Below are 22,080 nucleotides of genomic sequence, written 5' to 3'. Positions count from 1 at the left end.
ATTTATTTCCCCATTAAGACACCGCAGCCCTTTAAAAATCCGCGCTACGCTTAAAGTCTCATGGCATTTAGAACTACATATTTCGACACAAGGGTGACATTCAGCCCATTCTCAATAACGTATTAATATGGTTATCTAGATAATGTCGGAATATATCGTTTTTTATAAATTAGGGGGATTTTTTATGAAGCGTTTCGCTTTAATCACAGTCGCAGTCACCATTTTTTGGGCAGCCTTTTCAAGCCCGATCGCAATTGATCAAGCAACAGCAGCGTCCTCGACGCCTGTTTTCAAAGATATTAAAGGCCATTGGGCGGAGAAAACGATTAATAATATGGTAAAACAAGGGATTTTAGACGGATATCCAGACGGGACCTTCCGACCACAAGACCCCGTGAAGGTTGATCAATTTATCAAAATGCTCGTTCTTTCGTACACCGACCTGCATCAAAACGGTTCGCGAAGCTGGAATATTCCGTTTCTCCAATCGCTTAGCAAAGAAAACCAGGCTATTTTGAAGCAGGATTACCGATATTTCGACTTCAAGCCAAGCCCGGTCGGTTATTGGGCCAAGCTGTTCATTGATGTGGCCAGTGATCTTCATTTTCTGAACAAGAGCAGATACAACGATTTCCAAGCAGACATGACTCGCGAGAACGTGGCAGAGGTTATCTATTACACGCTGCAAGAAACAGAATTTCTAGAGGATGGCCTGTTCGGTCAGAAAATGGCACAGTCATACGGCGATCTCATGGGCGCCACCGAGCGCGAGCAAAAGTTCATTGCCGAGACGCTGGTGAAAGGCATCATGCAAGGCTACCCGAACGGCTTCTTCGGCGTTGGCGATACCGTCACTCGCGCAGAGTCGCTCGTTATTCTGAACCGGCTCACCGACAAAGCGAAGCGGCTTGCCGTGGCTGTCTCTCCCGAAAAGCTGGAGCGTGTCGTTCCCACCTCTGGCGGCGGCAAAAAAATGATTATTTTCCCTGACAAACGGATGTGGGATGCTTATGAGGAGCTAATTCTGGCCGGCCAATTGCGGGGCTCGAATCATGATTTGTATGAAACGACGCTTCGTCTATTTAAGGATCAATCCGAGAAAGACAGTGTAATGAACCGTCCTTCAGGCTCGGCAGCCTTGAATGAGGAAGCGGCAATATGGCTTGATCCGCAATACAACACCTATGGCATTACGATGAGGCTTCGCGAGGGCACGCTGGCCCGCAACAAAGAGGTAGTCGAGCAATTCGCCAACCAGCTGTTCGGCTATAACGCCTCCACGTTCAAGGAACTGTTCAACGATATTAGCAAACGCGTTGAGTCCGGCGCCAAAGCAGCCTCCCAGCAGAAGCTGATCGGCACCGACAACGTTAATATTCAAGTGGACACAGCAGCGAAGACGGTCATTTTCTCAATCGCTGCAAAAAAATAAATAAGCCTTTTGTTAAAAGAAGCTGTCTGGCTTTTAAAAAACCAGAAACAGCTTCTTTTTGCATGCAACATCAGGTATTATATTCACGACTAATCTTCAACACCACTGAGGAGGCTTCTGATTATGAGACGTATGAAACAAACCGGCACTGAACAATCACGCATAACCCGCAAAGCAGCAGCCATTATCGCCACCGCCCTGCTATTCGCCTCTGCTCCCGTCGCAGGATGGCTTCCCGGAGGAGAATCAACGGCGGCGGCAGCCTCCCAGCAGCTAAAAATCGTCTCCCAACCCTTCGTCATCGACGGCATCCCCACTTCTGTTGCTACTGCAAATGTAGAAGGAGATACGTATATCAGCCTCCGTGCGCTTAATAATAAGCTCGGACTTGCAACAAGCTGGGACGCAGCAACAAGATCCGCCGTCATCGAAGGACGCGGCAGAACGTTTACCGCCTCTCCCGTTGACGGAAGCTACAAGCTGAACGACCAGCCTATTTACGGCAACCCTGCGATTATACATAACGGCTCGACCTATCTGCCGCTTCGCTTCCTATTGGAGCGAATGGGCTACGGCATTTCCTATGACAGCAAGACACGTGCGGTCGGCATCGAAACGATCGAGGAAAACGAGCTGTCCATTGGTACGGAAACGATCAGCAGCATAACGAAGAACCAATCGCTGCTCGTTCATTATCCAGCAATCATTGGCTCTCCGAACAAAGCCTCCCAGAGAAAAATAAATAACTTTCTGAAAAAAGAAGCCGAAGCCTACGCCGCTTCCGGTGAAGATGCTATTTTCAAAGCCGCATTGGACAACAAAGGAGTTAAGACGAATCATCCGGCCTTATCGTTTACCGGCACGTATACGATAACGTATAACGAACAAAATACATTAAGCCTTTATGTCGACTATTATTCTTATCTCGGCGGTGCGCATGGCATAACCGAGCGCACTTCGTATACCTTCGATCTCTTGTCAGGCAATGAGCTGAAGCTTGAGGATGTAACGAGCAATAATGTGAATTACGACACCGTTATCAATGCCTCCATTCGCCAGCAAATTAAGGCTAGAAAGCTTCTTCTTATCAGTCCATTTAATGGAATCAAGCCGGATCGCCCCTTCTACCTTAAGCATGACGGAGTCGTCATCGCATTTGGTCAGTATGAGTACACCTCTTATGCGGAGGGCATGCCGGAATTCGTTATCCCGTTCCATGCATTTTGAGTAGACAGCCAAATAGGCGCCAGATAAAAAATAAGAAGGTCTTCTTCGGCAGCAGCCTGAAGAGACCTTCTTTTGATATTTCTATCGCTTATTCCTCCGGATCAAGCTTGCATTCCGCAAGCGTCAGCATGCGCGTGCGATGCTTCCACTTGTGGCCAAGAAAGATGGCGAGGAACAGCGGAATACCGACGTAGGAAGCAATCATATATGCCCAATCGATTTCCCCGTCCTTGAGCGCGCCGATAAACTGTCCGCCAATAACGACTATGCAAAGCAGCATCGCCAGGATCGGGCCGAAGGGAAACCATTTCGCACGGTAGGCGAGATCCTTCAAATCTCTTCCCTGTGCTACATACGCTTTGCGGAAGCGATAATGGCTAATTGCAATGCCAAGCCATACAATAAACCCCGACATGCCTGACGCATTGAGCAGCCATATATAAACAACCCCATCGCCAAAGAACGACGCAAGAAAGGCGAGCATGCCGAGCGCCCCCGTCGCGAGCAGCGATACAACCGGAACGCCGCGTGCATTAAGGCGAGCTAGGAAGCGAGGCGCCTTGCCCTCCTTCGCGAGCACCCAAAGCATGCGCGTGGAAGCATACATCCCGGAATTGCCAGCTGACAATACCGAGGTCAAGATGACCGCATTCATAATGGAAGCCGCAACCGCAAGCCCTGCTTTCTCGAAAATAATCGTAAACGGACTCGTCGAAATATCGCCGCTCGCGAGCTGCTCGTTTGAATAAGGGATAAGTAAACCGATCAGCAGAATCGCGAGAATGTAGAACAAGAGAATGCGCCAAAAAATCGAGCGGATCGCGCGCGGAATATTTTCGCGCGGATTCTCGCTCTCCCCTGCCGTTACACCAATGAGCTCCGTCCCTTGAAACGAGAAGCCCGCCGCCATGAACACGCCTAGCGTAGCCAGGAAGCCTGCTGGAAAGGGATTTTCCGTCAAATTGCTAAAGCCAACGGCAGGCTCTGTCCAAATGCCTACCACCATCATGAGACCAATCGCAATGAACACGATTACCGTAACAATTTTGATCATCGCGAACCAATACTCCGACTCTCCGTAGCTCTTGACGGACAAGAAATTGAGACCAAGCATCAGCAGCAGAAACACAGCGCTCCACAGAATCGATGGGCTGTCCGGAAACCAAAATTTCATAATCAGCGTTGCTGCCGACAGCTCCGCTGCGATCGTAATCGCCCAGTTGTACCAATAGTTCCAGCCTAGGGCAAAGCCTAGCGAAGGATCAACAAATCTTGTTGCATAGGTGCTGAATGTCCCCGATACCGGCATGTGGGTAGCCATCTCACCTAGGCTTGTCATTAGAAAATAAACCATAATGCCAATCAGCGCATAGGCTAGCACCGCGCCTCCAGGGCCTGCGGAATGTATAGCGCCGCCGCTTGCGAGGAACAGCCCCGTACCGATGGACCCTCCGAGCGATATCATCGTCATATGCCGGGCCTTCAGTCCTCTATGCAGCGTATTCGTGTCTTTCTGTTTCTTGCTCAAATGTAAAACACTCCGTTCTTCACCACTTATCGACTTCCATCGTGACCACGCATGTCATGTCCTCAGTGTGTTAAATTTTTTTCATTTTATCCATCTGTTAGGAAAAAATCTACAAGGAATGGGTTATAAATGCCGAAATCTATTATATAATGAGTAAGTAATAAGTCAAAGCGATTATGAAGGGAATGGTACGATGTTTGGTAAACTAGCTGCGGACGCGCTTGGACTAAGCGACATTGGCGCAATTATTAAGCCGGCAGATTTCAGCAAAGCGGATTCTGACGATTATGTCATGCATGAGGATAACGAGAAAATTTATTTTCTCATTAAATCCAAAACCGACGAATACTGCTTTACGAATCTTGCACTCATTCATCTGGATGGTACAAGCGCACTAAGCAAGAAGCGCACGCTAAAGCGTTATTCCTACAGCGCCAACCAAATCTCGCAGGTTGCGCTTGAAACGGCAGGCACCGTCGATCTCGACGTCGAGATCAAGTTCACGATTGGCTCCGTTCCATTCTCTATCGACGTCAACAAGAAGCACATTGAGGAACTGAAGGACCTCTATAAAGCGCTGATCAAAATTTCCGAAATTACTCGCGAGAATGAGATCTCGCTTGAATACGCAAGACGCAGCCTGGATCTCGCATCCACTACGCTGCAGCAATTCCACAAAGGAGACTTCAATGTCGTCGAACAGTTCGACGGATTGAACAAATCCGCCTTCAACTGGCTTGTTAACACACATAAGCAGTATCGCATTAAAGATTTTGGCGCTATTTTCGAGCGTTATATCAACAATTAGCCTTGAAAGCGGCATGACCTGGCAGATCGGCTCATTAGAGCTGATCTGCTTTTTTGCGTCGGATAATAAAAAGAGCGGCTTATCCAAGGTAGACTACCGAGGAAAAGCCGCTGCTTCGTATACCTGCTCCACAATTACTTAATGATGTTGCTTACATGACTTACCTGCTCCCAAGCCTGTTCGATATCTTTAACAAGCTCATCCGGATTTTCCATGCCGACATACAGCCTGACGACAGCGGCAGGATCGTCACCTGTTTTTCCATCTTTTACAGCGCTGCTGACCGTTACCAAACTTTCGAATCCGCCCCAGCTGACGCCGATTTTGAAATACTTCAAACGGCTTGCCCATTCCTTCATTCGTTCAGGAGACTCGTTCGATAAGAAGGAAAACAAGCTGCCGTAACCTGACATCTGGCGCCGTCCAAGCTCATACTGTGGATGGGAGGGCAAACCCGGATGGTTGACGCGAGCGACAAAGCTTTGTTTAACAAGCTGCTGCGCCACAGATAGCCCGCTCTGTTCATGCCTTTGCATGCGCAGTGGAAGCGTCCGAAGACCTTTGGATACGAGCGCCGCCGTTTGCGGAGTCATAATGCCGCCAAGCAGCATATATTCATTGTTCCCAATCCGGCCCACAAGCTCCTTTGAGCCCAGCACGACACCGCCGATACAATCGCTGTGCCCGCCGATATATTTGGTTATGGAATGCATCACCAGATCAATCCCCAGCGTTGTCGGGTTTTGAAAGCAAGGTGTCGCCCATGTATTGTCGATGATTGTTATGGCTCCTATGGTTCGAGCCAGCTCCGCGACTTGCTTTAGATCCTGCAGTTCAAAGTACATCGTTGTCGGACTTTCCAAATACAACAGCTTCGTATTGGGGCGCACGGCATTGCGCCATTGTTCCATTGAGCTGCCGTCGATAAACGAAGTTTCCACGCCAAACCGGGTTAAATACGAGCCGAGAAATTCCCGTGTCGGGCCGTAAGCCTGATTGACGCAGACGATATGGTCGCCTTGGGAGACGACGGACATAATAGCTGAGGAAATGGCAGCCATTCCCGAAGCAAAGCATTTGGCGGACTCGACTTCTTCCAAATCCGCCAGCTTCATCTCCAAATTTTGAACAGTTGGGTTGTTTCCGCGTGAGTAAATATGATGGTCTAGCTGTGCTTTCATCGCTTCATCGAATTGATCATAGCTCGTAAAGGCAAACAGACTGTTCTGATAGATCGGTACATGAATAGCACCATGATGTCTGTCATCAAGCGGATCGTAAGCTACCTTAGTGAACTGCTTCTCTAGATTACTCATCCTTTTTCCGCTCCTTGCGTCAAACCTTCTACAATGAATCTTTGGGCGAAAGCAAATAATAAAATGGTCGGAATGATCGATAATACGGCTCCAGCCGACATTGCGCCCCAATCCACGTCAAATTTCAGTATGAATGAGTTCATCGCTACCGGCAGCGTCTTGAGCGCATCGTTGTCGATGAACATGACCGCCAGAAACAGCTCATTCCAGTTTTGAACGAAGGCGAAAATAAATGTCGAAGCGATCCCCGGCAGCATGACCGGAATGATGATTCTCACTAGTGCAGACCATCTCGAGCATCCATCGATCATCGCCGCTTCTTCTAGGCTTGACGGTATCCGCTCGAAGAAACCGCGCAGCATGATGGTCGAGAACGGGATAAGTCCAACGGTATACATAAGTACGAGTGAAATCCGGTTATTGATCAAGCCCATGTTGCTCATCATCAAATAAAGCGGAGCAAGCGCTACAAATCCGGGCAGCATTTGCGTAGCGAAGAAAGCGAGCATAACTTGCCTATGTCCCCGAAACTTAAAGCGGGCAAGCACATATGCGCTTAAGATCGCGATAACGAGCACGATCACAGCCGAAGTAATGGCCACCAGCAAGCTGTTTCCGATGTAAATATGGAACTTGGATATTTTGAAAATATGGATGTAATTGTCCAGCGTAAAGCGTTCAGGCCAATATTTCAGCGGAAACGAAAAAATATCCTTTTGCGGCTTAAGCGATGTAATGATAATCCAATACAACGGAAAAACCATAATCATCAAATAGATGGCCAAATAAATGATTTTGGACAGTCCCAATAGTCGCTGCTTCATCAGAAATCCCCCGCTTTCTCCGCCTTGGTGACTGATAGGAAAAAGATCGTGTAGAGCAGCAGAATAACGATCATAATGATGCCAATAGCAGAAGCGGCTCCATAATCTCCAGCATAAATGATTTTATCCAGCATCAGGGAAGAGAGAATATGCGTGCTGCCTGCAGGTCCCCCGTTCGTCAATCCGTATATAATCGTCGGATCGTTGAAAATCCAAATCGCCCTTAGCAGCGTAGTCGCGATGATCGTCGGCATAATGTAAGGCAGCGTGACGTTCCACAGCTTGCGGAAACTGCTCGCTCCATCCATAACCGCCGCTTCATAGAGCTCGTTAGGCACGGATTGGAGGGCAGCCAAAAGCATGATGGCGAAGAACGCTATACCGTACCAGACGTTCGCGATAATCACGGATATCATTGCCCATTTCGGATCCGACAAAAACCCGATTCTCTGATCGATTATGCCTAATTGAAGCAGGATGTCGTTAATGACTCCGATCTGGGAATTGAACATCCACTTCCATATCATCCCGATCAAGAAGCCGGACAACGCCCAGGAATAGAACACGAAGCCTTGATAAATCCCGCGTCCCCTGAAAGGTTTCTCAGCATCAGCGCAAGTATCATCCCGAACAGAAACTGAAAAATCAGGGAGAAGAACACCCAATATCCGCTATTCCCGAGCGCTAACAAAAACTTAGGGTCGCTAAAGGCTGCTTTAAAGTTGTCTAGCCCAATGAAATGGACATTTCGCAAATCGAACAGCTTATATTCCTGAAATGCCATAACGATCCCTTTAAGGAAGGGATAGTAGGTGAACGCCAGCACGAGCAGCAAAGCGGGAATCAACCCAGATAGAATAAAAGCTCTTTGTTTTTTCATTTCCGCACCGCCTTTGGTTGATAAAGGATGATGGGCGGCAACAATTGTGCCACCCATCATGACTTCAAACCGCTATTTGTTTAATTTTGATTTCTCATCTGCCCAGTATTGGTCCCACTTCTTAAGCGTTTCATCGACATTGGCTTTGCCGAGCAGAAGCGATTGTCCAGACTCCATTGCGACTTGACCCCATTGCGCGTTGCCTGGATATTGGAATGCCGGCTTGAAGTTCACGAATGTATCTGGTTTGTTGGTCATGTCAATTAGTGTTTTGTACGGACCGGTTTTGAAAAACTCGTCTTCTGTAGCGCTTGCATGAATCGGAATTAATCCGTAGTCCTTGGAGAACGATGTGTTCGCTTCAGGGTTCGAGAGGAATTCAATCAGCTTCCAAGCCTCTTCCTTATACTCGGATTTGGCTCCAATTGCCCAGCCTGCTCCGCCTGCGGCGAACAACGCTTTTCCAGTCGGACCGGTTACAAGCGGTGCTGTTGCCCAAGTTCCTTCCGTCATCTTCTCCTGCAAGGATTGAATAACGTCCGGATCCTGCAGCAGAATACCCGTTACGCCTGATGTGAAAGCTTGCACTTGCTCCTGGAAGCCCCAGTTGATGGAGTCAGGAGGAGAACCCTCTTTGTAGAGCTTCAGATATAGCTCCAAAGCTGCTTTCGCTTCAGGCGTGGAATAGACCGACGCTCCGTCTGTCGTAAACATGGAATCCTCCAGATTTACCTTATCCCCATTGAAAGCGAGAACCATTGCATCCGTAGTTCCTGTGGAACCCGCACCGCCGCGGAACGAGAAGCCGAAGCGATTTTTGGCAGGATCCGTTAATTTCTTCGAAACCTCATACAACTCATCCCATGTTGTCGGAGGATTTAGGCCCGCTTCTTTCAGCCAGTCCGAACGATAGAACATTTGTCTTTGGTAAAGGCCGTTAGGAACGAAATACAATTTATCGCCTACCGACCCGACCGACTTGGATACGGCGCTTAGCGTACCGTAATCACTCCACTTGTCGGCATAAGCATTAAGCGGCTCGAGATAACCGTTATTCACGTACTCGGCTACGTTTAAATCCCGTGCTTCCAGAACGTCAATCTGTTCGTTCGATGCAAGCATCGTTCTAATTTTGTTGTCCGCCTGATCGAATGGAGGCGAGATAAATTCCACTTTAATGTTGGGATTGGCCTCTTCGAATTTCGTGACCATCGCCTGGATTAGTTCTGTTCTCTTAGGGCTTGTTAAGCTTTCAATCATACGAAGCGTAACTTTCTTCTCACCGTTGCCGCTTCCTTCGTTCTTGCTTCCGCCTTCTTCGTTCTTGCTGCCGCATCCAGCTAACATACTGATCGTTAAAATGGAAATCAACAGCGAAGCCAGTCCTTTTTTACGCGTTTTCATTGATTTAAATCCCCCTTTAAATCACATGTATCATACAGTCTTCCTGTCTGATAGGTAGATTATATTGAAAGCGCTTTACCTTGTCAATACAAAATAAAGCGCTATTCCGCTAAAATTTTTTAATTTTATCTTCAATGCAATCCATCATTTTATTAAACTCCACTAAAGCTTTTTCCGTATCATGCAAGGCAATCGCGTCGAACATCGTGCGATGGAAAGGATAAGTCTCGTCGAAAAGCCGTTTTTCGCCTAATGGTACATTGAAGAACTTCTCATATAGACCGGAGAACGAATCCATCACGGTTTCAAGGATGGGATTGTGCGCAGCTCTGATCACATAGCGATGGAAAGCAAGATCGATTTGAGACGTATCCCTATTACTATCTTTCAAAGCCTGATATTGCTCAAGGCATTGTTCCAATTCCTTTATTTGGGCAGCCGTAATGTTCCTCGACGCCAGCTCCACTGCCTTGCCTTCGAGCGCCCTGCGAATGTCGAGCGTATTCAGCAAGTAATTGCGTTCCAGCTCAATTTTAACTTTCCCTGAAAATCTAAAGGTGTGGACATCGCTGACAAAAATGCCTTTGCCATTCTCCACGCGAACGATATCGATGGCTTCCAAATATCGCAATGCTTCTCGCAGCGAGGAACGGCCAACGCCGAACATTTGTGTCATTTCCTCAACGGACGGCAGCTTGTCCCCCTCTTGAAGATCTTTCTCTTGAATATAATTTTGAATTTCCTGTGATACCAATTCATGTACAAGTATTTTTTGAATTTTCCCCATAGCCTGCTTCTCGCTCCTCACCTTACTACCTATCGGATAGGTAAATCTTAAGTTACTGTTCTTGTATTGTCAATGAAGGTTATCCGTAATCATTTCCTCTACTATTTTCCCTCCTTTATCGATTTTTTGCAATCATTTACATTTATGAAACAAAACTTGATATGTTCCGTAAACCTTTGCCATGTTGCAGCATAAAAAAACCTATCTACGAAAGCATTGCTCCCCGCTTCCATTAGGAAGTGGGGAATAGCTTTCGCAGATAGGCTCTTCAATAATAGCTATCAAAGATAGACTCTTACATGTTGCTATGCTGCATCGCGTAAGCATCCATCGCCGCCTGCAGCGACCGGCCCGCTTCTAGCTGGTGGCCATGGCGCAGCAGCACCGCTTCGAGCGCGCCAAGCGTAAGAAGCACATTTCGTTTGCTGCAGCTGTAGCCCATCGTGCCGATGCGCCATATTTTACCCTTCAGCGGACCGAAGGAGCTGGCGATCTCGATGCCAAAATAGTCAAGAAGCATCGTTCTGACGGATTCTCCATCTACCCCAGCGGGTATTTCGATGCAGGTGACGACGGTCATTTTGCAGGACGGGTCCCCGTAGAGCCGCAGTCCCATCGCCTCCAAGCCGGCAATCAGCGCACCTTCATGTTCGCGGTGCCGGGCAAAGCGCGTTTCCAGCCCTTCCTCCAGCACTAGGCGCAGACCCTCGCGCAGCGCATAGAGCATCGAGGTCGCTTCCGTATGATGGTTGAGCCGCGCCGGGCTCCAATAGTCCTGAAGCTGGCTCAAATCCAAATAGTTGCTCTGAATCGGGCGCAGCAGCGGATCATCCTCGCCATCGGCGAGAAGCAATCCCCTTTCGATTCTCTTGCGGCTTTGCAGCTTCGCTTCCGCCCGTTTATTGTAGGTGATTGGCGCCATTCCGGCTGGCACCGACAAGCATTTCTGCGTGCCGGCTATAACCGCATCAATAAGCAAACGATCCGTCGCCACCTCGATACCGCCAATCGTCGCAACGGCATCCACGACAAATAACGCATCCACTTCCCTGCACACCTGTCCGATTCCTTCGAGCGATTGCATCCGGCCCGTTGAAGTCTCGCCATGGACAAGAGCCACCAACTTAGGCTGATGCTCACGAATAGCGCGGGCGATCTCCTCCGTTTCGAACGTATAGCCCCATTCCTTCTCGAGCGTCACGACTTCTGCGCCGCAGCGCCTTGCAATCTCTGTCAGCAAATGGCCGAAACGCCCATAGATAGGCACAAGCACCTTATCTCCCGGCTCAATTAATCCGACAAGCACCGCTTCTATGCCGGATCTTGACGTCCCGTCAACGGGAAACGCCCACTCGTTATCCGTCTTGAACAGCTGCCGCAGCATCCCCATTGTCTCATTCATGAGCGTCGTAAACTCGGGATCAAATTGTCCCAATATGGGAAAAGACATCGCTCGCAGCACCCGTGGATCGACCTCGACCGGACCGGGCGTCATAATCGTACGAGGCGACGGCGATAGATCCTTATAAGCTTTCATAGCTCTTCCCCCTCATAGCCTAATCGGTAAAGCAGCTCCGTTAATACGAGTACGCCAACCGCGAGCTCGCTCGGCTCCGTATACTCCTCGGGCGAATGCGAAATGCCGCGCCTGCTCGGAACGAACAGCATGGCGGTCGGACAAATATGCTCGAACATTTGGGCATCATGCCCCGCGCCGCTAACCATCCGCTTCGAGGAAATCGACATTTTGCTGCATACATCGTCCATGTACGCTTTGAGCTTGCTATGCATAGGCACAGGCTCTTCTCGGAACCATTCCGTCCCATGGACAGCTAGCTGACGCTCGCCTGCTATGGAGCTGAATTCCTCCATAACCCATCGGCAAAAGCAATCAAGCAGCTGCCCATCGGCATGGCGCGCATCTACCGTAAAGATGACCTTGCCCGGCACGACATTTGGCATATTCGGCTGTACCGAAAGCCTGCCGACGGTCGCTACAAGCGGCTCGCCAATTCGAACCGCCTCCTGGCGAAGCGCCTGAATCATCATGCTCACGCCCTCAAGCGCATCCCTTCGCATATGCATCGGCGTCGTTCCTGCATGATTCGCTTCGCCGATGACCTCGAATTTCATTCTGCGCTGGCCCGCAATCGTCTCGACTACCCCGATTGCAATGCCCTCCTTCTCCAGTACCGCACCTTGCTCGATATGGACTTCAATAAAGGCGCCAATGTCGCTGCGGCGGCTATCCCTGCCCGTTCCCTCTCCAAAGCCGCAGCGCTGCATCGCATCTGTAAAGAACACCTCATCGGAATCCTGCAAATGCACGATTTGCTCAAAGCTCCGCTTCCCGACAATGCTGCCCGAGCCCCAAAAAGCTATCGGAAACCGGCTGCCCTCCTCCTCGCAGAGAGACACGATTTCAAGCGTACGCTTCGGCTTGCCGAACTGCTGCTGCAAATATTCAAGCGCCAGCAGGCCTGCCGCAATGCCATAGGCTCCATCATACATACCGCCTTGAACGACCGTATCGATATGGGAACCCGTTATAATAGAAGGCGCAGCCAAATCCTCGCCCAGTAATTTTCCAAATAAGTTGCCGACATGATCAAATTCCGTCTTCAAACCGCAGCCTGCCATTTTCTGTGCCAGCGCCTGCTGCGCCTCTAGCCAGCCATCGGTATAAAGCAGCCGCGTAATGCCGCCTTCTTCATCAGGGCTGAATGCGGCCAGCCAATTCAACACCTGCATAATCTGCGTCTCAAAATGGGATAAAAGCCGATCCTTCTCCTGCGGAGAGATACGTACATTTTGTTCCATAGCCGCTCCTCCTGTCTCGATAGCCAAATCTATTTCACCCATTGGCCATGCTTGCTCTCGCTGAGCCCCGCAGCTTCCTCATATACCAATTTGCCGCGCAAATAGGTAGCTTTTATTTTGCAATGAAGCTGTCTGCCGATATAAGGGCTGTGCTTATGCTTTTGATACAATTGCCGCTCTTCCAGCCTGTACGTTTTGTTTAGATCAATCAGCACAAGGTCGGCGTCAGCGCCAATTCGTATTTCGCCTTTAGCAGCCTGCAGGCCAAATCGCCGTGCCGGCCCGCCTGCAAGCAGCTCGCTGATATGTGTGAGCGGCAAACCGCGCTTGACATGGCCTTCCCCGACCATAAGCTCCATCGAGCTTTGCGCGCCGGCAATACCGCCCCATGCCTCGAAGAAGTTGTCCGCTTCCTTCATTGAAGCTGGACAAGGCGAATGATCCGACGAGATCATATCGATATGGCCCTTTGCCAATAAGCTCCAAAGCTTCTCTTGCTCCGCGGTGTCGCGCAGCGGCGGGGAGCACTTGGCAACTGCGCCAAATATGAACAGATCGGCTGCCGTTAAAGTCAAATAGTGCGGGCAGGTTTCCACCGTTACATTCATCCCGCTCTCACGCGCCTGCTTGATCAATTGAACGCCGGCCTCGCTGCTAATATGGACAAAATGAAGCGCGCAGCCCGTCTGCTCTGCATAAAAGAGCGCCCTGTTAATCGCCTCCAGCTCGGCAATGATGGGCCGCGAAGCGACATAATCAGCCGGCGACAGCCGCCCTTCCTCCCGCATAGCTTTGCCAAGCTTTGCGACAATCGGCTCGCTCTCGGCGTGAAGCGCAAGCACCTTGTTCATGCTCGCGATGATTTTCATTCCTTCGAGCAGCGTGTAGTCGTCTGCCTCGCGGAATGCATCCTCGCTCGGATCGCCCGGCGATGACATAAACGCCTTAAAGCCCACGACGCCCGCCTCGTGCAGCGGGATCAGCTCATGCAGCTTGCCTGGCACCAACCCGCCCCATAGGGCATAATCCACATAGGATCGGTCCTTCGCCGCGGCAAGCTTCTGCTGCATGGCGCTGACGGTAACGGTAGGCGGAATCCCGTTCAGCGGCATATCGACATAGGTCGTGCAGCCGCCAGCTGCAAGTGCTGCGGAGCCCGTCTCGAAGCCCTCCCAGTCGCCAAGGCCCGGCTCGTTCAAATGAACGTGAACATCAATCATGCCGGTCATGACCGTCAGTCCAGCTGCATCCACCAGCTCACCCGCCTGCTCGCCATCCAGCCGCTCGCCAAGCTGAACGATCTTCCCCGCTTTAATGCCAATATCCAGCACGCGAACTTCATTTTTCAACACGACGGTCCCATTTTTTATGATGACATCCAGCTTATCTCTTCCAACCATCTAACTCCCGCCTTTCTCGGCACATCGTTTAAATCTGCACATCTCGCTCTCGCTTCACTTAAACACTCTGATTGCATTTTATGAGGCGAAATAGCCAAATAGGTAAACATCATTAATGAAATTTTCGAGTGGATACAGCTTTGTAAACAAATCAGACCGCGGACTATGAGGTCAGCGGCCCGATTTGCTGCTTATTTCGTGCAGATTGAGCCTAATCTCAGCCCATTTGCGGAATTTTTGATCCAACTGCTCAGGTACTCGCCGACCCTAATCCATTTATATGTTAGTTTTTCTTACATTGGTCGGTGATGTGTAGCTACATCATAATCCGAATTCGTTTCCTTGTCATTGTGCACATTAGCTAAAAATAGCCGGAATTCATTGAATAACCTCGACAAACATACATTTACACTAAGCTGCTTAAATGATATATTGATGTCATAAAATATAACATTAAACCATTGGTGGTGCTGTCATGCTGCTCAAAGAGCTCATTTCTCTCCCTATTTACGCGAATGCAAAAGTGGTTGCCGGACATGACGGCATGACAAATAGCGTCCAATCAGTGAATATTATGGACGCACCTGATATTATTCATTATTTAAATCCGCAGGAGCTGCTCTTGACGACCGGCTACGCGATGAAAGATAACCCCGAAGAGCTGCTGTCACTCGTAACCAATATGGCGAAGGTCGGCTGTGCTGGTCTTGCGATTAAGACAAAACGTTTTCTGCAGGAGGTGCCAAGGGATGTCATCGAGCGCGCTGAGAAGCTGCAATTTCCGATTATCGAGCTTTCTCTGGAGCAATCGCTAGGGGATATTGCCAACTACTCGCTCAGTCATATTTTGGAGAAGCGCACCGATGAGCTGAACTATGCCCTAACGACACATAAGCAGTTTTCTCAAATGATCATGCAGGGCAAAAGCACAGAGGATGTCATCGAAGCGCTCGCGATTCTCATCGATTCGCCAGTCATGCTCATGAACCAGCATTCCGGGCCGCTCTTGCGCTCCAGCTCCATGACAGAGGTTCTATATGCTGAACTGATGAACGTGCTCCAAGGAGAGCTAACATCGTCCCCGCTGCAAGGCTCCATTACGATCCCGCTTCCTCTGCAATCGTTCGCAGGCACACAATATTCGTCGGCCGTGCTTCATCCGATCGTCACTTTTCAGTTGGAAGGCTGTTTAATTGCATTAACAAGTGATATTAGCAAGCAGTTCAGCAACCTCACGAGGCATGCGATGGAGCAAGCTGCCAACGTTATCGGACTGGAGCTTATGAAGAAGCAGGCCGTCAAGGAGCGGTCGCGGCGGTACAAAAACGAGTTTTTCTCCGACTTCGTCGACGGATTGATCACTTCCGAGCAGGAGCTTGTGCACCGCTGCAAAAACTACGAGCTGCTCAACCATCCTGTCTATATCAGCGTTGTCGCCAAGCGGGATACGTCCTTCGACTTGCTTCGCCCCTCCAGCGCGCTTGAGTCGGACGGCCGCTTCATTTCCGAGCGCGACCGCCATTACAACCTGCTGAAGGGCGAGTTTTCGAAGCTGGATCTTCGCTTTGTCCTATTTACCAAGAACGAATATTTCTGCTTCCTCATCGCTATGCATGCAAGCCAGGATGTGAAAGAGGGCAAGGGAAGCAAGTTTCTTGAGCAGTTGAAGGAGATAGTAAACAGCCTAGGAGATACGCACGGCATCCCCATCTCGATCGGCATCGGCAATCCGGTTTCGCAGCTTCCCGATGTACCCTTGTCCTACAAGGAAGCGGTCGAAGCGCTGCAAACCGGCTATGATGCGCACAAGAAGCAGTTCGTTCGGCCCTACCGCGCCAAAAACTTCAACAATTTGCTTCGGATGATCCCAAAGGAGGAGCTGCGGGAGTATTACGAGGAAACGTTCAAGGATATGCTCAGCATTGAAGGGAAGGAGCGAAGCGATTTGCTCAAGACGCTCAGCACCTTCTACGAGACGCATTGCCAGCTTGCGGAGACTGCCAAGCAGCTGTTCATCCACCGCAACACCGTCACCTATCGCCTTGAAAAATGCGAAAGGCTCACCGGCCGCGATCTTCGCGATCCCGTCGAGAGCCTTCGCTTCCGCACCGCATTTTCCATGGAATCGCTGTTTCTTGCCGATTAGACTTTAGTGGCGCAGCAGCGCTTGCTCCGGCAACATGTGCGCGCTTGCTCTCACGATGAATTCTCGCAATAAGCACATATGCGTGCTTATAGACCACTAACTTGGGTTACTTTTCGGCTGTAAGCGCATATGTGCGCTTAAAGCCGCTTTTCGAGCTTCCCCACACGCCGAATTCTCTCTATAAGCACATATGCGTGCTTACAAACCACTAACTTGGGTTACTGTTCGGCTGTAAGCGCAAATGTGCGCTTAAGGCTGCTTTTCGAGCTTGCTCACACGCCGAATTCTCTCAATAAGCACGCATGCGTGCTTATAGACGACTAACTTGGGTTACTTTTCAGCTTTAAGCGCATATGTGCTCTTATAGCCCTTTTTCGAGCTTCCCCACACGCCGAATTCTCTCAATAAGCACGCATACGTGCTTATTGACCACTAACTTGGGTTACTTTTCAGCTTTAAGCGCATATGTGCGCTTAAAGCTGCTTTTCGAGCTTCCCCACACGCCGAATTCTCTCTATAAGCACATATGCGTGCTTATAGACCACTAACTTGGGTTACTTTTCAGCTTTAAGCGCATATGTGCGCTTAAAGCCGCTTTTCGAGCTTCCCCACACGCCGATTCCATCCTTACATGCCCTATGCGGCGGCGGCGAAGCTCTCTTTACAACCCGCGCTTCGCTTTTCTGCAGCGAAGCCTGTAGGTTCTTCCGTTTGCTTTGCCGTAGCGCACGATTCTGCGGAGCATCGATTGATCCTTAAGCAGCGCGAACGGACAAGGATCAGGCGAGGTGTTTACCTCAAGGATCCATGGCTTCAACTGCGTGTCGAGGGCAAGATCGAGACCAATCTCGACAATGCCGGGATAGGCGCGATGAAGCCGCGTCGCCGTGCGGACGCCGAGCTGATCCATCTGCTTCAGCATGCTTGTTAGCTTAGCCGAACTCGTGTAGCTTCTCAGCAAATGTGCCGTTGGGTAGATTGTTCCCCCTGCACTGCCGTTCGTCACGATCTTGCGCGGATGGGCTACCCTGCCCACCGTTGCAGTCGCATCCCAGCTGCCGCGAGGCGTCCGCTGAACTACGAGCCGAAGGTCAAAAGGGCATCCTTTATGCCTAAGCAGGTGGATACCCTTCTGAATCAAATAGACCTTCCCCTTCGCGTCCTTCAAAATAGAAAGGTACAACGCTTTAGGAGTGGTGAAGGTTCGCTTCTTCAAGCCAAGCTGATACGCATAGCTCTGTACGAACCTGCCCGCCCGCTTAACCTCCTTTAATTCCACCTTCATCACGCCGCGTCCCTGAGATCCCTTTGCCGGTTTCACATAAACCATTCCATACTGCTCAAGCATTCCACGCAAACGGCTCTCCGTCAAAATTTGTGTCATAGGCAAATGTTTTCTTATCTCAGCATCACTTTTCAATACTTCTGTCTTCGCCCACTTATCCGCTATGTGTCTGCTGAACGCATTAGCTGACCGCGACTTTTTTTGCTTACTTTTCATCCTATCCCTCCGTTCTTTCTTCACCCCCTTATAGCATACGAACCTTTCGCAAAATGGATGTAGGCCGCTGACGGCATAAGTCGAACCTGTAAACGCTAGCGACATATGCTTAATTAACGCATTCATCCAAGTTGCAGGAGGCTCAAACCGAATGTCGCTATTAACCCCGATTCAGCAGCAAATCGAACGTATAAGCCAGCTGCACCCTTGGTACAAGTCTCTCCTTCATGAGCACGGAATAGATCCACAAGCATGCGGGTTAACCGAACTGCCGCTTATCACATCTGACATTTTGGAAAAGCATTATTTCACCCAAGAGGCTAGAAGCGAAGCCGATTTGTCCGTTTACCGTACCTCCGGCACCTCGTCGGGTGTTCGCAAGGCGATTTATTATTCACAGGAGGACGATGAGCGCTACATCGAAGCGAAAACAGCTTGCTTTAGGGACTGGCTAGCAGCTGCCGACCTACATGAGCACCATCCAATGGCGATCCGCAAAGCATTAGCTGACATGGGTACCGGGCATGCAGCCAATACGGCCATGACGATCTTTGCGCGACTTGGCTTGCAGGCGGATTCCTTATCCTTTGCGCTGCCCATCGAAGAGCATATCGCAAGGCTGGAATCCACTCGCCCAGATCTTCTTTATACGATGCCGTCGATTTTGGACGCGATTGCCTCCAACTCAGTCGATCCGCGGCATTATGGCATCAAAAAAATAATACTTGTCGGCGAAATTGCACCTCTCCACTGGCAGTCCAATATGGCAGCCCGGTTCGGAATCGAGCCTCGCCATATTCTCGATACGTATGGCTCGATTGAGATTGGCGCGATTGCCTCGTACTCTCACTTGCACGGCTTATATGTCATCGAGGACGGCATTTATGCCGAAGCCTTGCCCGCCGAGCAAATCGACGACCAATTCGAGTCTTTGCAGCAAAACGAGGCCGTTCTTGTGCTGACCTCTTACGTGCGCACCTTATTCCCGGCCATTCGATACGTCACCTATGATGTCGTTCGCGATTTCCAGACCCTTATCATTGACGGGCGGGAGAGGCAATGCTTCAGCTGTATTTCAAAACGAATCGGCACGGATCTGAAGCATGGGGAAAAAATCAGCTTATACGACATTGAAAGCGTTGTTCACCAATTTGTGAGCGATGCTGCGCTTCGCGTAAGGCTTCGTCATAACAAGCTGTCTATTCATATTCAAAGTAAATTGTTGAAAGACGACATGCTTGTTCATATTCAGCATGCCATCGAGCACAAAATTGGCGAGATCGGACTAATGATTCAAAATCGCATGCTGGACGGCATTACAGTGACACGCGCTGCGGAAACGGAGCAGCTTGAGCGCGGGGCGGTGAAATCAAAAAAATTGTATTTTTGAGGGGTGCTTAGCCAATGGGGAAAAATCTGTTGTCAATCATCGGGAATACGCCGCTTATTCAGCTGTCGAAGCTGTTTGCGAATGATCGCGGCATTCAAGTATATGCCAAGCTTGAATTGCTTAACCCGGGAGGCAGCGCCAAGGATCGATCCGCCGCTCGCATCATCAATGAGGCATGGGATGAGGGCATTATCGGACCAGGCTCCGTCATTATTGAATCCAGCTCAGGCAATATGGCGATTAGTCTTGCAGCCATCTGCTCCTATTTAGGCATGCGGTTCATCAGCGTCATCGATCCAAAGACGACACAGCAGAACATCCGGATTATGCGTGCTTATGGTGCCGATATTGAGATGGTTGACAAGGAGGATCCCGAAACCGGTCAATTTCTGCCTGCAAGGCTTCACAGAGTGCAGCAGCTTGTATCGCGCACGCCGAATAGCTTCTGGCCGAATCAATACGCAAATAAGAACAACCATATGTCCCATTACGAGGGAACGATGCGCGAAGTCATCGAGGAGCTGGGCCACGTCGACTATATAGTTGGCGGTGTCAGCACATGCGGCACGATGCTCGGCTGCGCTAATTATGCCCGCGATCATGAGCTTCCGACTAAGATCGTCGCGGTCGATGCGGAAGGCAGCGTTATTTTTGGCGGAGCGAACGGCACCAGACGTTTTCCCGGCCTTGGAACTGGCATTATCCCTCCTTTTGGCCATACGAGGTTTATGGATAAGGCGATAAAGGTAGCCGACCTGGATATGGTTGCCGGATGCAGGCTGCTCGCAGCGAAGGAATCGATTTTGGCTGGACCCTCTTCTGGCGCGGTTATTCACGCTTTGAAATCAATCGAGAATGAGCTGCCGAATGACTCGGTATGCGTCGTTATTTTGCATGATCGCGGGGAGCGTTATATGGATACCGTATTTAGCGATGAATGGGTGGAGCAGCAATTCGGAGAGATTCGTTTTAAATCAGACAACTAAGCATAACATTCGATAACCGAAAGGATAATGCCCGTGTTATATCTCGGCGATCAGCATATTCGCACCATCGGCTTGCACTGGGGAGAGCTTGTTGACAGCATAGAGACTGCGGTGCGAATTATCGATTCCGGCGACTATGCGCAGCCCATAAAGCCTTATTTGCGTTACCGCAATCCAGCCAATCGAATCATCGCCATGCCTGCTTACATCGGCGGTTCTGTTCAGGCGGCCGGCATCAAATGGATTGCCAGTTTTCCCGGCAATATCGATGCCGGCTTGCCTCGCGCGCACAGCGTTACGCTGCTAAATGACGCCGGTACGGGCATTCCGTACGCTATGCTTGGCACACCTCTGCCAAGCGCCGCTCGAACGGCAGCGGTCAGCGGCTTGCTGATCCGTCATTATCTTAAAGCGCAAGGCGCAGAGCGACGATTTAAGCTTGGGATTATCGGCTTCGGACCCGTAGGCCGGCTTCATTACGACATGTGCGGTGCGCTTTTCGGGGAGCGATTAGAAGAAGTCCAAGTATACGATATACGGGGCTGCGAGCTGGATAGCCCTGATCTGGCCGGTGTTGACAGCGCTCTGCGGAGCCGCACTCGGCAAGCGGGCAGCTGGCAGCAATTATATAGCGAGTGCGACCTCATTATTACGTGCACGGTGAGCAAAGAGCGGTATATCGATATCCCTCCGGCAGCAGGCAGCTTACTGCTTGATGTGTCCTTGCGCGATTATAAATCGTCAGCCATACGCGGTATTACCGCGATAATTGTCGACGATTGGGAGGAGGTATGCCGCGAGAATACCGACATCGAGCTGCTTCATCTCGAACGGGGCTTAACCAAAGCACAGACTAGCTCGTTAACCGATGTCGTATGCCGCGGAGCGCTTGCGAAGTTCGCCGCTTCGGAGCCTGTATTATTTTGCCCGATGGGTATGGCGGTGTTCGATATGGCGGTTGCGAATTATTTTGCAGGGCGCGCGCGAGCTCTTGGGATCGGCATACAGCTCAAATAACGCGCTACCCTGCAGAAGCAGCTTCTCCATCATAATCTCGCTGCGCTTTCACTTGTACCTATGTCCCATCCCGCACAATTAAAAAAAGGATGACGCCAGCAGCCTGCCTGCATGGCATCATCCTTCTAGGTACTGCTATGATTAAGCAGCAAGCCCGCTCGCTTTATGCGGATTGCCCCAGTCGATTGGCAGGGAATGAATATACTTTTGAGCGGTCTCCGGATTTGGACGCATCATCGCTAGCCTTCCGGGAATTCGTAAGCTCCATAAACCAAGCCTCATCCCATGTATCTAATGCCAAGTCGATTGCGTTGTGAAAAATCTGGGCATCATCCGATGCAATGTCGGATACGTTTTTGAGCCAGGCTGACCGAACGGCAACGATTTTCCCTATGACTTCCTCGTTATCTGATTTCACAACATTCACGGTTACAAATCCTTGCAAAATATCGACTGTTTCGACAAATCCGTGAATAAGCTCGCCATCCTTCGTTCTGCCTTGTACCCAGTCGCTTATGCTGAATTTCATCTTTAAGCACCACCTATCCCTAATAGTAAGAACGCCTGCTTAACTGTAACTTTTTTTAGTACATTTACTGTAAAAAAGTAGACGA

At 50.0% G+C, this 22,080-nt stretch carries 19 protein-coding genes; 7 read left to right on the top strand and 12 right to left on the bottom strand.

Annotated features, from left to right (window positions below):
* Nucleotides 1-184 precede the first annotated feature (184 nt).
* Nucleotides 185-1,432, top strand: a complete 1,248-nt coding sequence (locus tag AC1TPC_RS19230; RefSeq protein WP_482068412.1) for an S-layer homology domain-containing protein — start codon at nt 185-187, stop codon at nt 1,430-1,432.
* A 123-nt stretch (nt 1,433-1,555) separates the two neighbouring features.
* Complete coding sequence (locus tag AC1TPC_RS19225; protein ID WP_482068411.1) at nt 1,556-2,659, top strand: stalk domain-containing protein; 1,104 nt, start codon at nt 1,556-1,558, stop codon at nt 2,657-2,659.
* 88 nt (nt 2,660-2,747) lie between these two features.
* Here the strand turns inward: AC1TPC_RS19225 and AC1TPC_RS19220 are convergent, their stop codons facing one another.
* Nucleotides 2,748-4,130, bottom strand: a complete 1,383-nt coding sequence (locus AC1TPC_RS19220; RefSeq protein WP_482068474.1) for an amino acid permease — start codon at nt 4,128-4,130, stop codon at nt 2,748-2,750.
* A 250-nt stretch (nt 4,131-4,380) separates the two neighbouring features.
* On the opposite strand from AC1TPC_RS19220, the gene AC1TPC_RS19215 reads away from it, so the two are divergent.
* Entirely contained in the window at nt 4,381-4,995 is a 615-nt protein-coding gene (locus AC1TPC_RS19215) for a PH domain-containing protein (RefSeq protein WP_482068410.1), read from the top strand.
* A gap of 134 nt (nt 4,996-5,129) precedes the next feature.
* Here AC1TPC_RS19215 and AC1TPC_RS19210 read toward each other — a convergent pair whose 3' ends face one another.
* The 9 genes from AC1TPC_RS19210 to AC1TPC_RS19170 form a co-directional block, all read right to left on the bottom strand.
* Nucleotides 5,130-6,311, bottom strand: a complete 1,182-nt coding sequence (locus AC1TPC_RS19210) for a trans-sulfuration enzyme family protein (protein ID WP_482068409.1) — start codon at nt 6,309-6,311, stop codon at nt 5,130-5,132.
* Complete coding sequence (locus tag AC1TPC_RS19205; protein ID WP_482068408.1) at nt 6,308-7,135, bottom strand: carbohydrate ABC transporter permease; 828 nt, start codon at nt 7,133-7,135, stop codon at nt 6,308-6,310. Before AC1TPC_RS19205 ends, AC1TPC_RS19210 begins: the two co-directional genes overlap by 4 nt.
* Nucleotides 7,135-7,701, bottom strand: coding sequence for a carbohydrate ABC transporter permease (locus tag AC1TPC_RS19200; RefSeq protein WP_482068407.1), 567 nt, complete (start codon nt 7,699-7,701; stop codon nt 7,135-7,137). The genes AC1TPC_RS19205 and AC1TPC_RS19200 overlap by 1 nt, the downstream gene beginning before the upstream one ends.
* Nucleotides 7,668-8,015, bottom strand: coding sequence for a carbohydrate ABC transporter permease (locus tag AC1TPC_RS19195; RefSeq protein WP_482068406.1), 348 nt, complete (start codon nt 8,013-8,015; stop codon nt 7,668-7,670). Before AC1TPC_RS19195 ends, AC1TPC_RS19200 begins: the two co-directional genes overlap by 34 nt.
* Nucleotides 8,016-8,087: 72 nt before the next feature.
* On the bottom strand, nt 8,088-9,419 hold the full coding sequence (locus AC1TPC_RS19190) for an ABC transporter substrate-binding protein (RefSeq protein WP_482068405.1): 1,332 nt from the start codon (nt 9,417-9,419) through the stop codon (nt 8,088-8,090).
* A gap of 109 nt (nt 9,420-9,528) precedes the next feature.
* Entirely contained in the window at nt 9,529-10,206 is a 678-nt protein-coding gene (locus tag AC1TPC_RS19185) for a FadR/GntR family transcriptional regulator (protein WP_482068404.1), read from the bottom strand.
* Nucleotides 10,207-10,501: 295 nt separating this feature from the next.
* Nucleotides 10,502-11,743 carry a pyridoxal-phosphate-dependent aminotransferase family protein gene (locus AC1TPC_RS19180; protein WP_482068403.1) on the bottom strand — a complete coding sequence of 414 codons (1,242 nt, stop codon included), beginning with the start codon at nt 11,741-11,743 and terminating at the stop codon, nt 10,502-10,504.
* Nucleotides 11,740-13,026, bottom strand: coding sequence for an allantoate deiminase (gene allC, locus AC1TPC_RS19175; protein ID WP_482068402.1), 1,287 nt, complete (start codon nt 13,024-13,026; stop codon nt 11,740-11,742). The genes AC1TPC_RS19180 and allC overlap by 4 nt, the downstream gene beginning before the upstream one ends.
* A gap of 29 nt (nt 13,027-13,055) precedes the next feature.
* A complete protein-coding gene (locus AC1TPC_RS19170; protein WP_482068401.1) occupies nt 13,056-14,426 on the bottom strand; it encodes an allantoinase in 1,371 nt (456 codons plus the stop codon).
* A 475-nt stretch (nt 14,427-14,901) separates the two neighbouring features.
* Here AC1TPC_RS19170 and AC1TPC_RS19165 point away from each other — a divergent pair, with 475 nt between their 5' ends.
* Entirely contained in the window at nt 14,902-16,572 is a 1,671-nt protein-coding gene (locus AC1TPC_RS19165; RefSeq protein ID WP_482068400.1) for a PucR family transcriptional regulator, read from the top strand.
* A 661-nt stretch (nt 16,573-17,233) separates the two neighbouring features.
* Here AC1TPC_RS19165 and AC1TPC_RS19160 read toward each other — a convergent pair.
* Nucleotides 17,234-18,073, bottom strand: coding sequence for a YheC/YheD family protein (locus AC1TPC_RS19160; RefSeq protein WP_482068399.1), 840 nt, complete (start codon nt 18,071-18,073; stop codon nt 17,234-17,236).
* A 151-nt stretch (nt 18,074-18,224) separates the two neighbouring features.
* Between AC1TPC_RS19160 and AC1TPC_RS19155 the strand changes: the two genes are divergently transcribed.
* The 3 genes from AC1TPC_RS19155 to AC1TPC_RS19145 are packed head-to-tail and all read left to right on the top strand — an operon-like array spanning nt 18,225 to nt 21,466.
* Nucleotides 18,225-19,463 (top strand): phenylacetate--CoA ligase family protein, encoded by a 1,239-nt coding sequence (locus AC1TPC_RS19155; protein WP_482068398.1) that lies wholly within the window; start codon nt 18,225-18,227, stop codon nt 19,461-19,463.
* Between the two features lie 14 nt (nt 19,464-19,477).
* On the top strand, nt 19,478-20,449 hold the full coding sequence (gene sbnA / locus AC1TPC_RS19150; RefSeq protein ID WP_482068397.1) for a 2,3-diaminopropionate biosynthesis protein SbnA: 972 nt from the start codon (nt 19,478-19,480) through the stop codon (nt 20,447-20,449).
* Between the two features lie 33 nt (nt 20,450-20,482).
* Nucleotides 20,483-21,466 carry a 2,3-diaminopropionate biosynthesis protein SbnB gene (locus tag AC1TPC_RS19145; RefSeq protein ID WP_482068396.1) on the top strand — a complete coding sequence of 328 codons (984 nt, stop codon included), beginning with the start codon at nt 20,483-20,485 and terminating at the stop codon, nt 21,464-21,466.
* A 163-nt stretch (nt 21,467-21,629) separates the two neighbouring features.
* Here AC1TPC_RS19145 and AC1TPC_RS19140 read toward each other — a convergent pair whose 3' ends face one another.
* Nucleotides 21,630-21,995: a hypothetical protein gene (locus AC1TPC_RS19140; RefSeq protein ID WP_482068395.1), complete on the bottom strand. Its 366-nt coding sequence runs from the start codon at nt 21,993-21,995 to the stop codon at nt 21,630-21,632.
* Nucleotides 21,996-22,080: the final 85 nt, after the last annotated feature.

The sequence above is a fragment of the Paenibacillus sp. Y280 genome (assembly GCF_056786335.1).
Note: the sequence above shows the minus strand (reverse complement) of the source record. Positions and strands in the feature narration are given on the sequence as shown.

Excerpts from the sequence above, each read along its gene's own strand:
- AC1TPC_RS19230 (WP_482068412.1), top strand. The coding sequence starts at position 185 with ATGAAGCGTTTCGCTTTAATCACAGTCGCAGTCACCATTTTTTGGGCA.
- AC1TPC_RS19225 (WP_482068411.1), top strand. The coding sequence starts at position 1,556 with ATGAGACGTATGAAACAAACCGGCACTGAACAATCACGCATAACCCGC.
- AC1TPC_RS19220 (WP_482068474.1), bottom strand. The coding sequence starts at position 4,130 with ATGACGATGATATCGCTCGGAGGGTCCATCGGTACGGGGCTGTTCCTC.
- AC1TPC_RS19215 (WP_482068410.1), top strand. The coding sequence starts at position 4,381 with ATGTTTGGTAAACTAGCTGCGGACGCGCTTGGACTAAGCGACATTGGC.
- AC1TPC_RS19210 (WP_482068409.1), bottom strand. The coding sequence starts at position 6,311 with ATGAGTAATCTAGAGAAGCAGTTCACTAAGGTAGCTTACGATCCGCTT.
- AC1TPC_RS19205 (WP_482068408.1), bottom strand. The coding sequence starts at position 7,135 with ATGAAGCAGCGACTATTGGGACTGTCCAAAATCATTTATTTGGCCATC.
- AC1TPC_RS19195 (WP_482068406.1), bottom strand. The coding sequence starts at position 8,015 with ATGAAAAAACAAAGAGCTTTTATTCTATCTGGGTTGATTCCCGCTTTG.
- AC1TPC_RS19190 (WP_482068405.1), bottom strand. The coding sequence starts at position 9,419 with ATGAAAACGCGTAAAAAAGGACTGGCTTCGCTGTTGATTTCCATTTTA.
- AC1TPC_RS19185 (WP_482068404.1), bottom strand. The coding sequence starts at position 10,206 with ATGGGGAAAATTCAAAAAATACTTGTACATGAATTGGTATCACAGGAA.
- AC1TPC_RS19180 (WP_482068403.1), bottom strand. The coding sequence starts at position 11,743 with ATGAAAGCTTATAAGGATCTATCGCCGTCGCCTCGTACGATTATGACG.
- allC (WP_482068402.1), bottom strand. The coding sequence starts at position 13,026 with ATGGAACAAAATGTACGTATCTCTCCGCAGGAGAAGGATCGGCTTTTA.
- AC1TPC_RS19170 (WP_482068401.1), bottom strand. The coding sequence starts at position 14,426 with ATGGTTGGAAGAGATAAGCTGGATGTCATCATAAAAAATGGGACCGTC.
- AC1TPC_RS19165 (WP_482068400.1), top strand. The coding sequence starts at position 14,902 with ATGCTGCTCAAAGAGCTCATTTCTCTCCCTATTTACGCGAATGCAAAA.
- AC1TPC_RS19160 (WP_482068399.1), bottom strand. The coding sequence starts at position 18,073 with ATGAAAAGTAAGCAAAAAAAGTCGCGGTCAGCTAATGCGTTCAGCAGA.
- AC1TPC_RS19155 (WP_482068398.1), top strand. The coding sequence starts at position 18,225 with ATGTCGCTATTAACCCCGATTCAGCAGCAAATCGAACGTATAAGCCAG.
- sbnA (WP_482068397.1), top strand. The coding sequence starts at position 19,478 with ATGGGGAAAAATCTGTTGTCAATCATCGGGAATACGCCGCTTATTCAG.
- AC1TPC_RS19140 (WP_482068395.1), bottom strand. The coding sequence starts at position 21,995 with ATGAAATTCAGCATAAGCGACTGGGTACAAGGCAGAACGAAGGATGGC.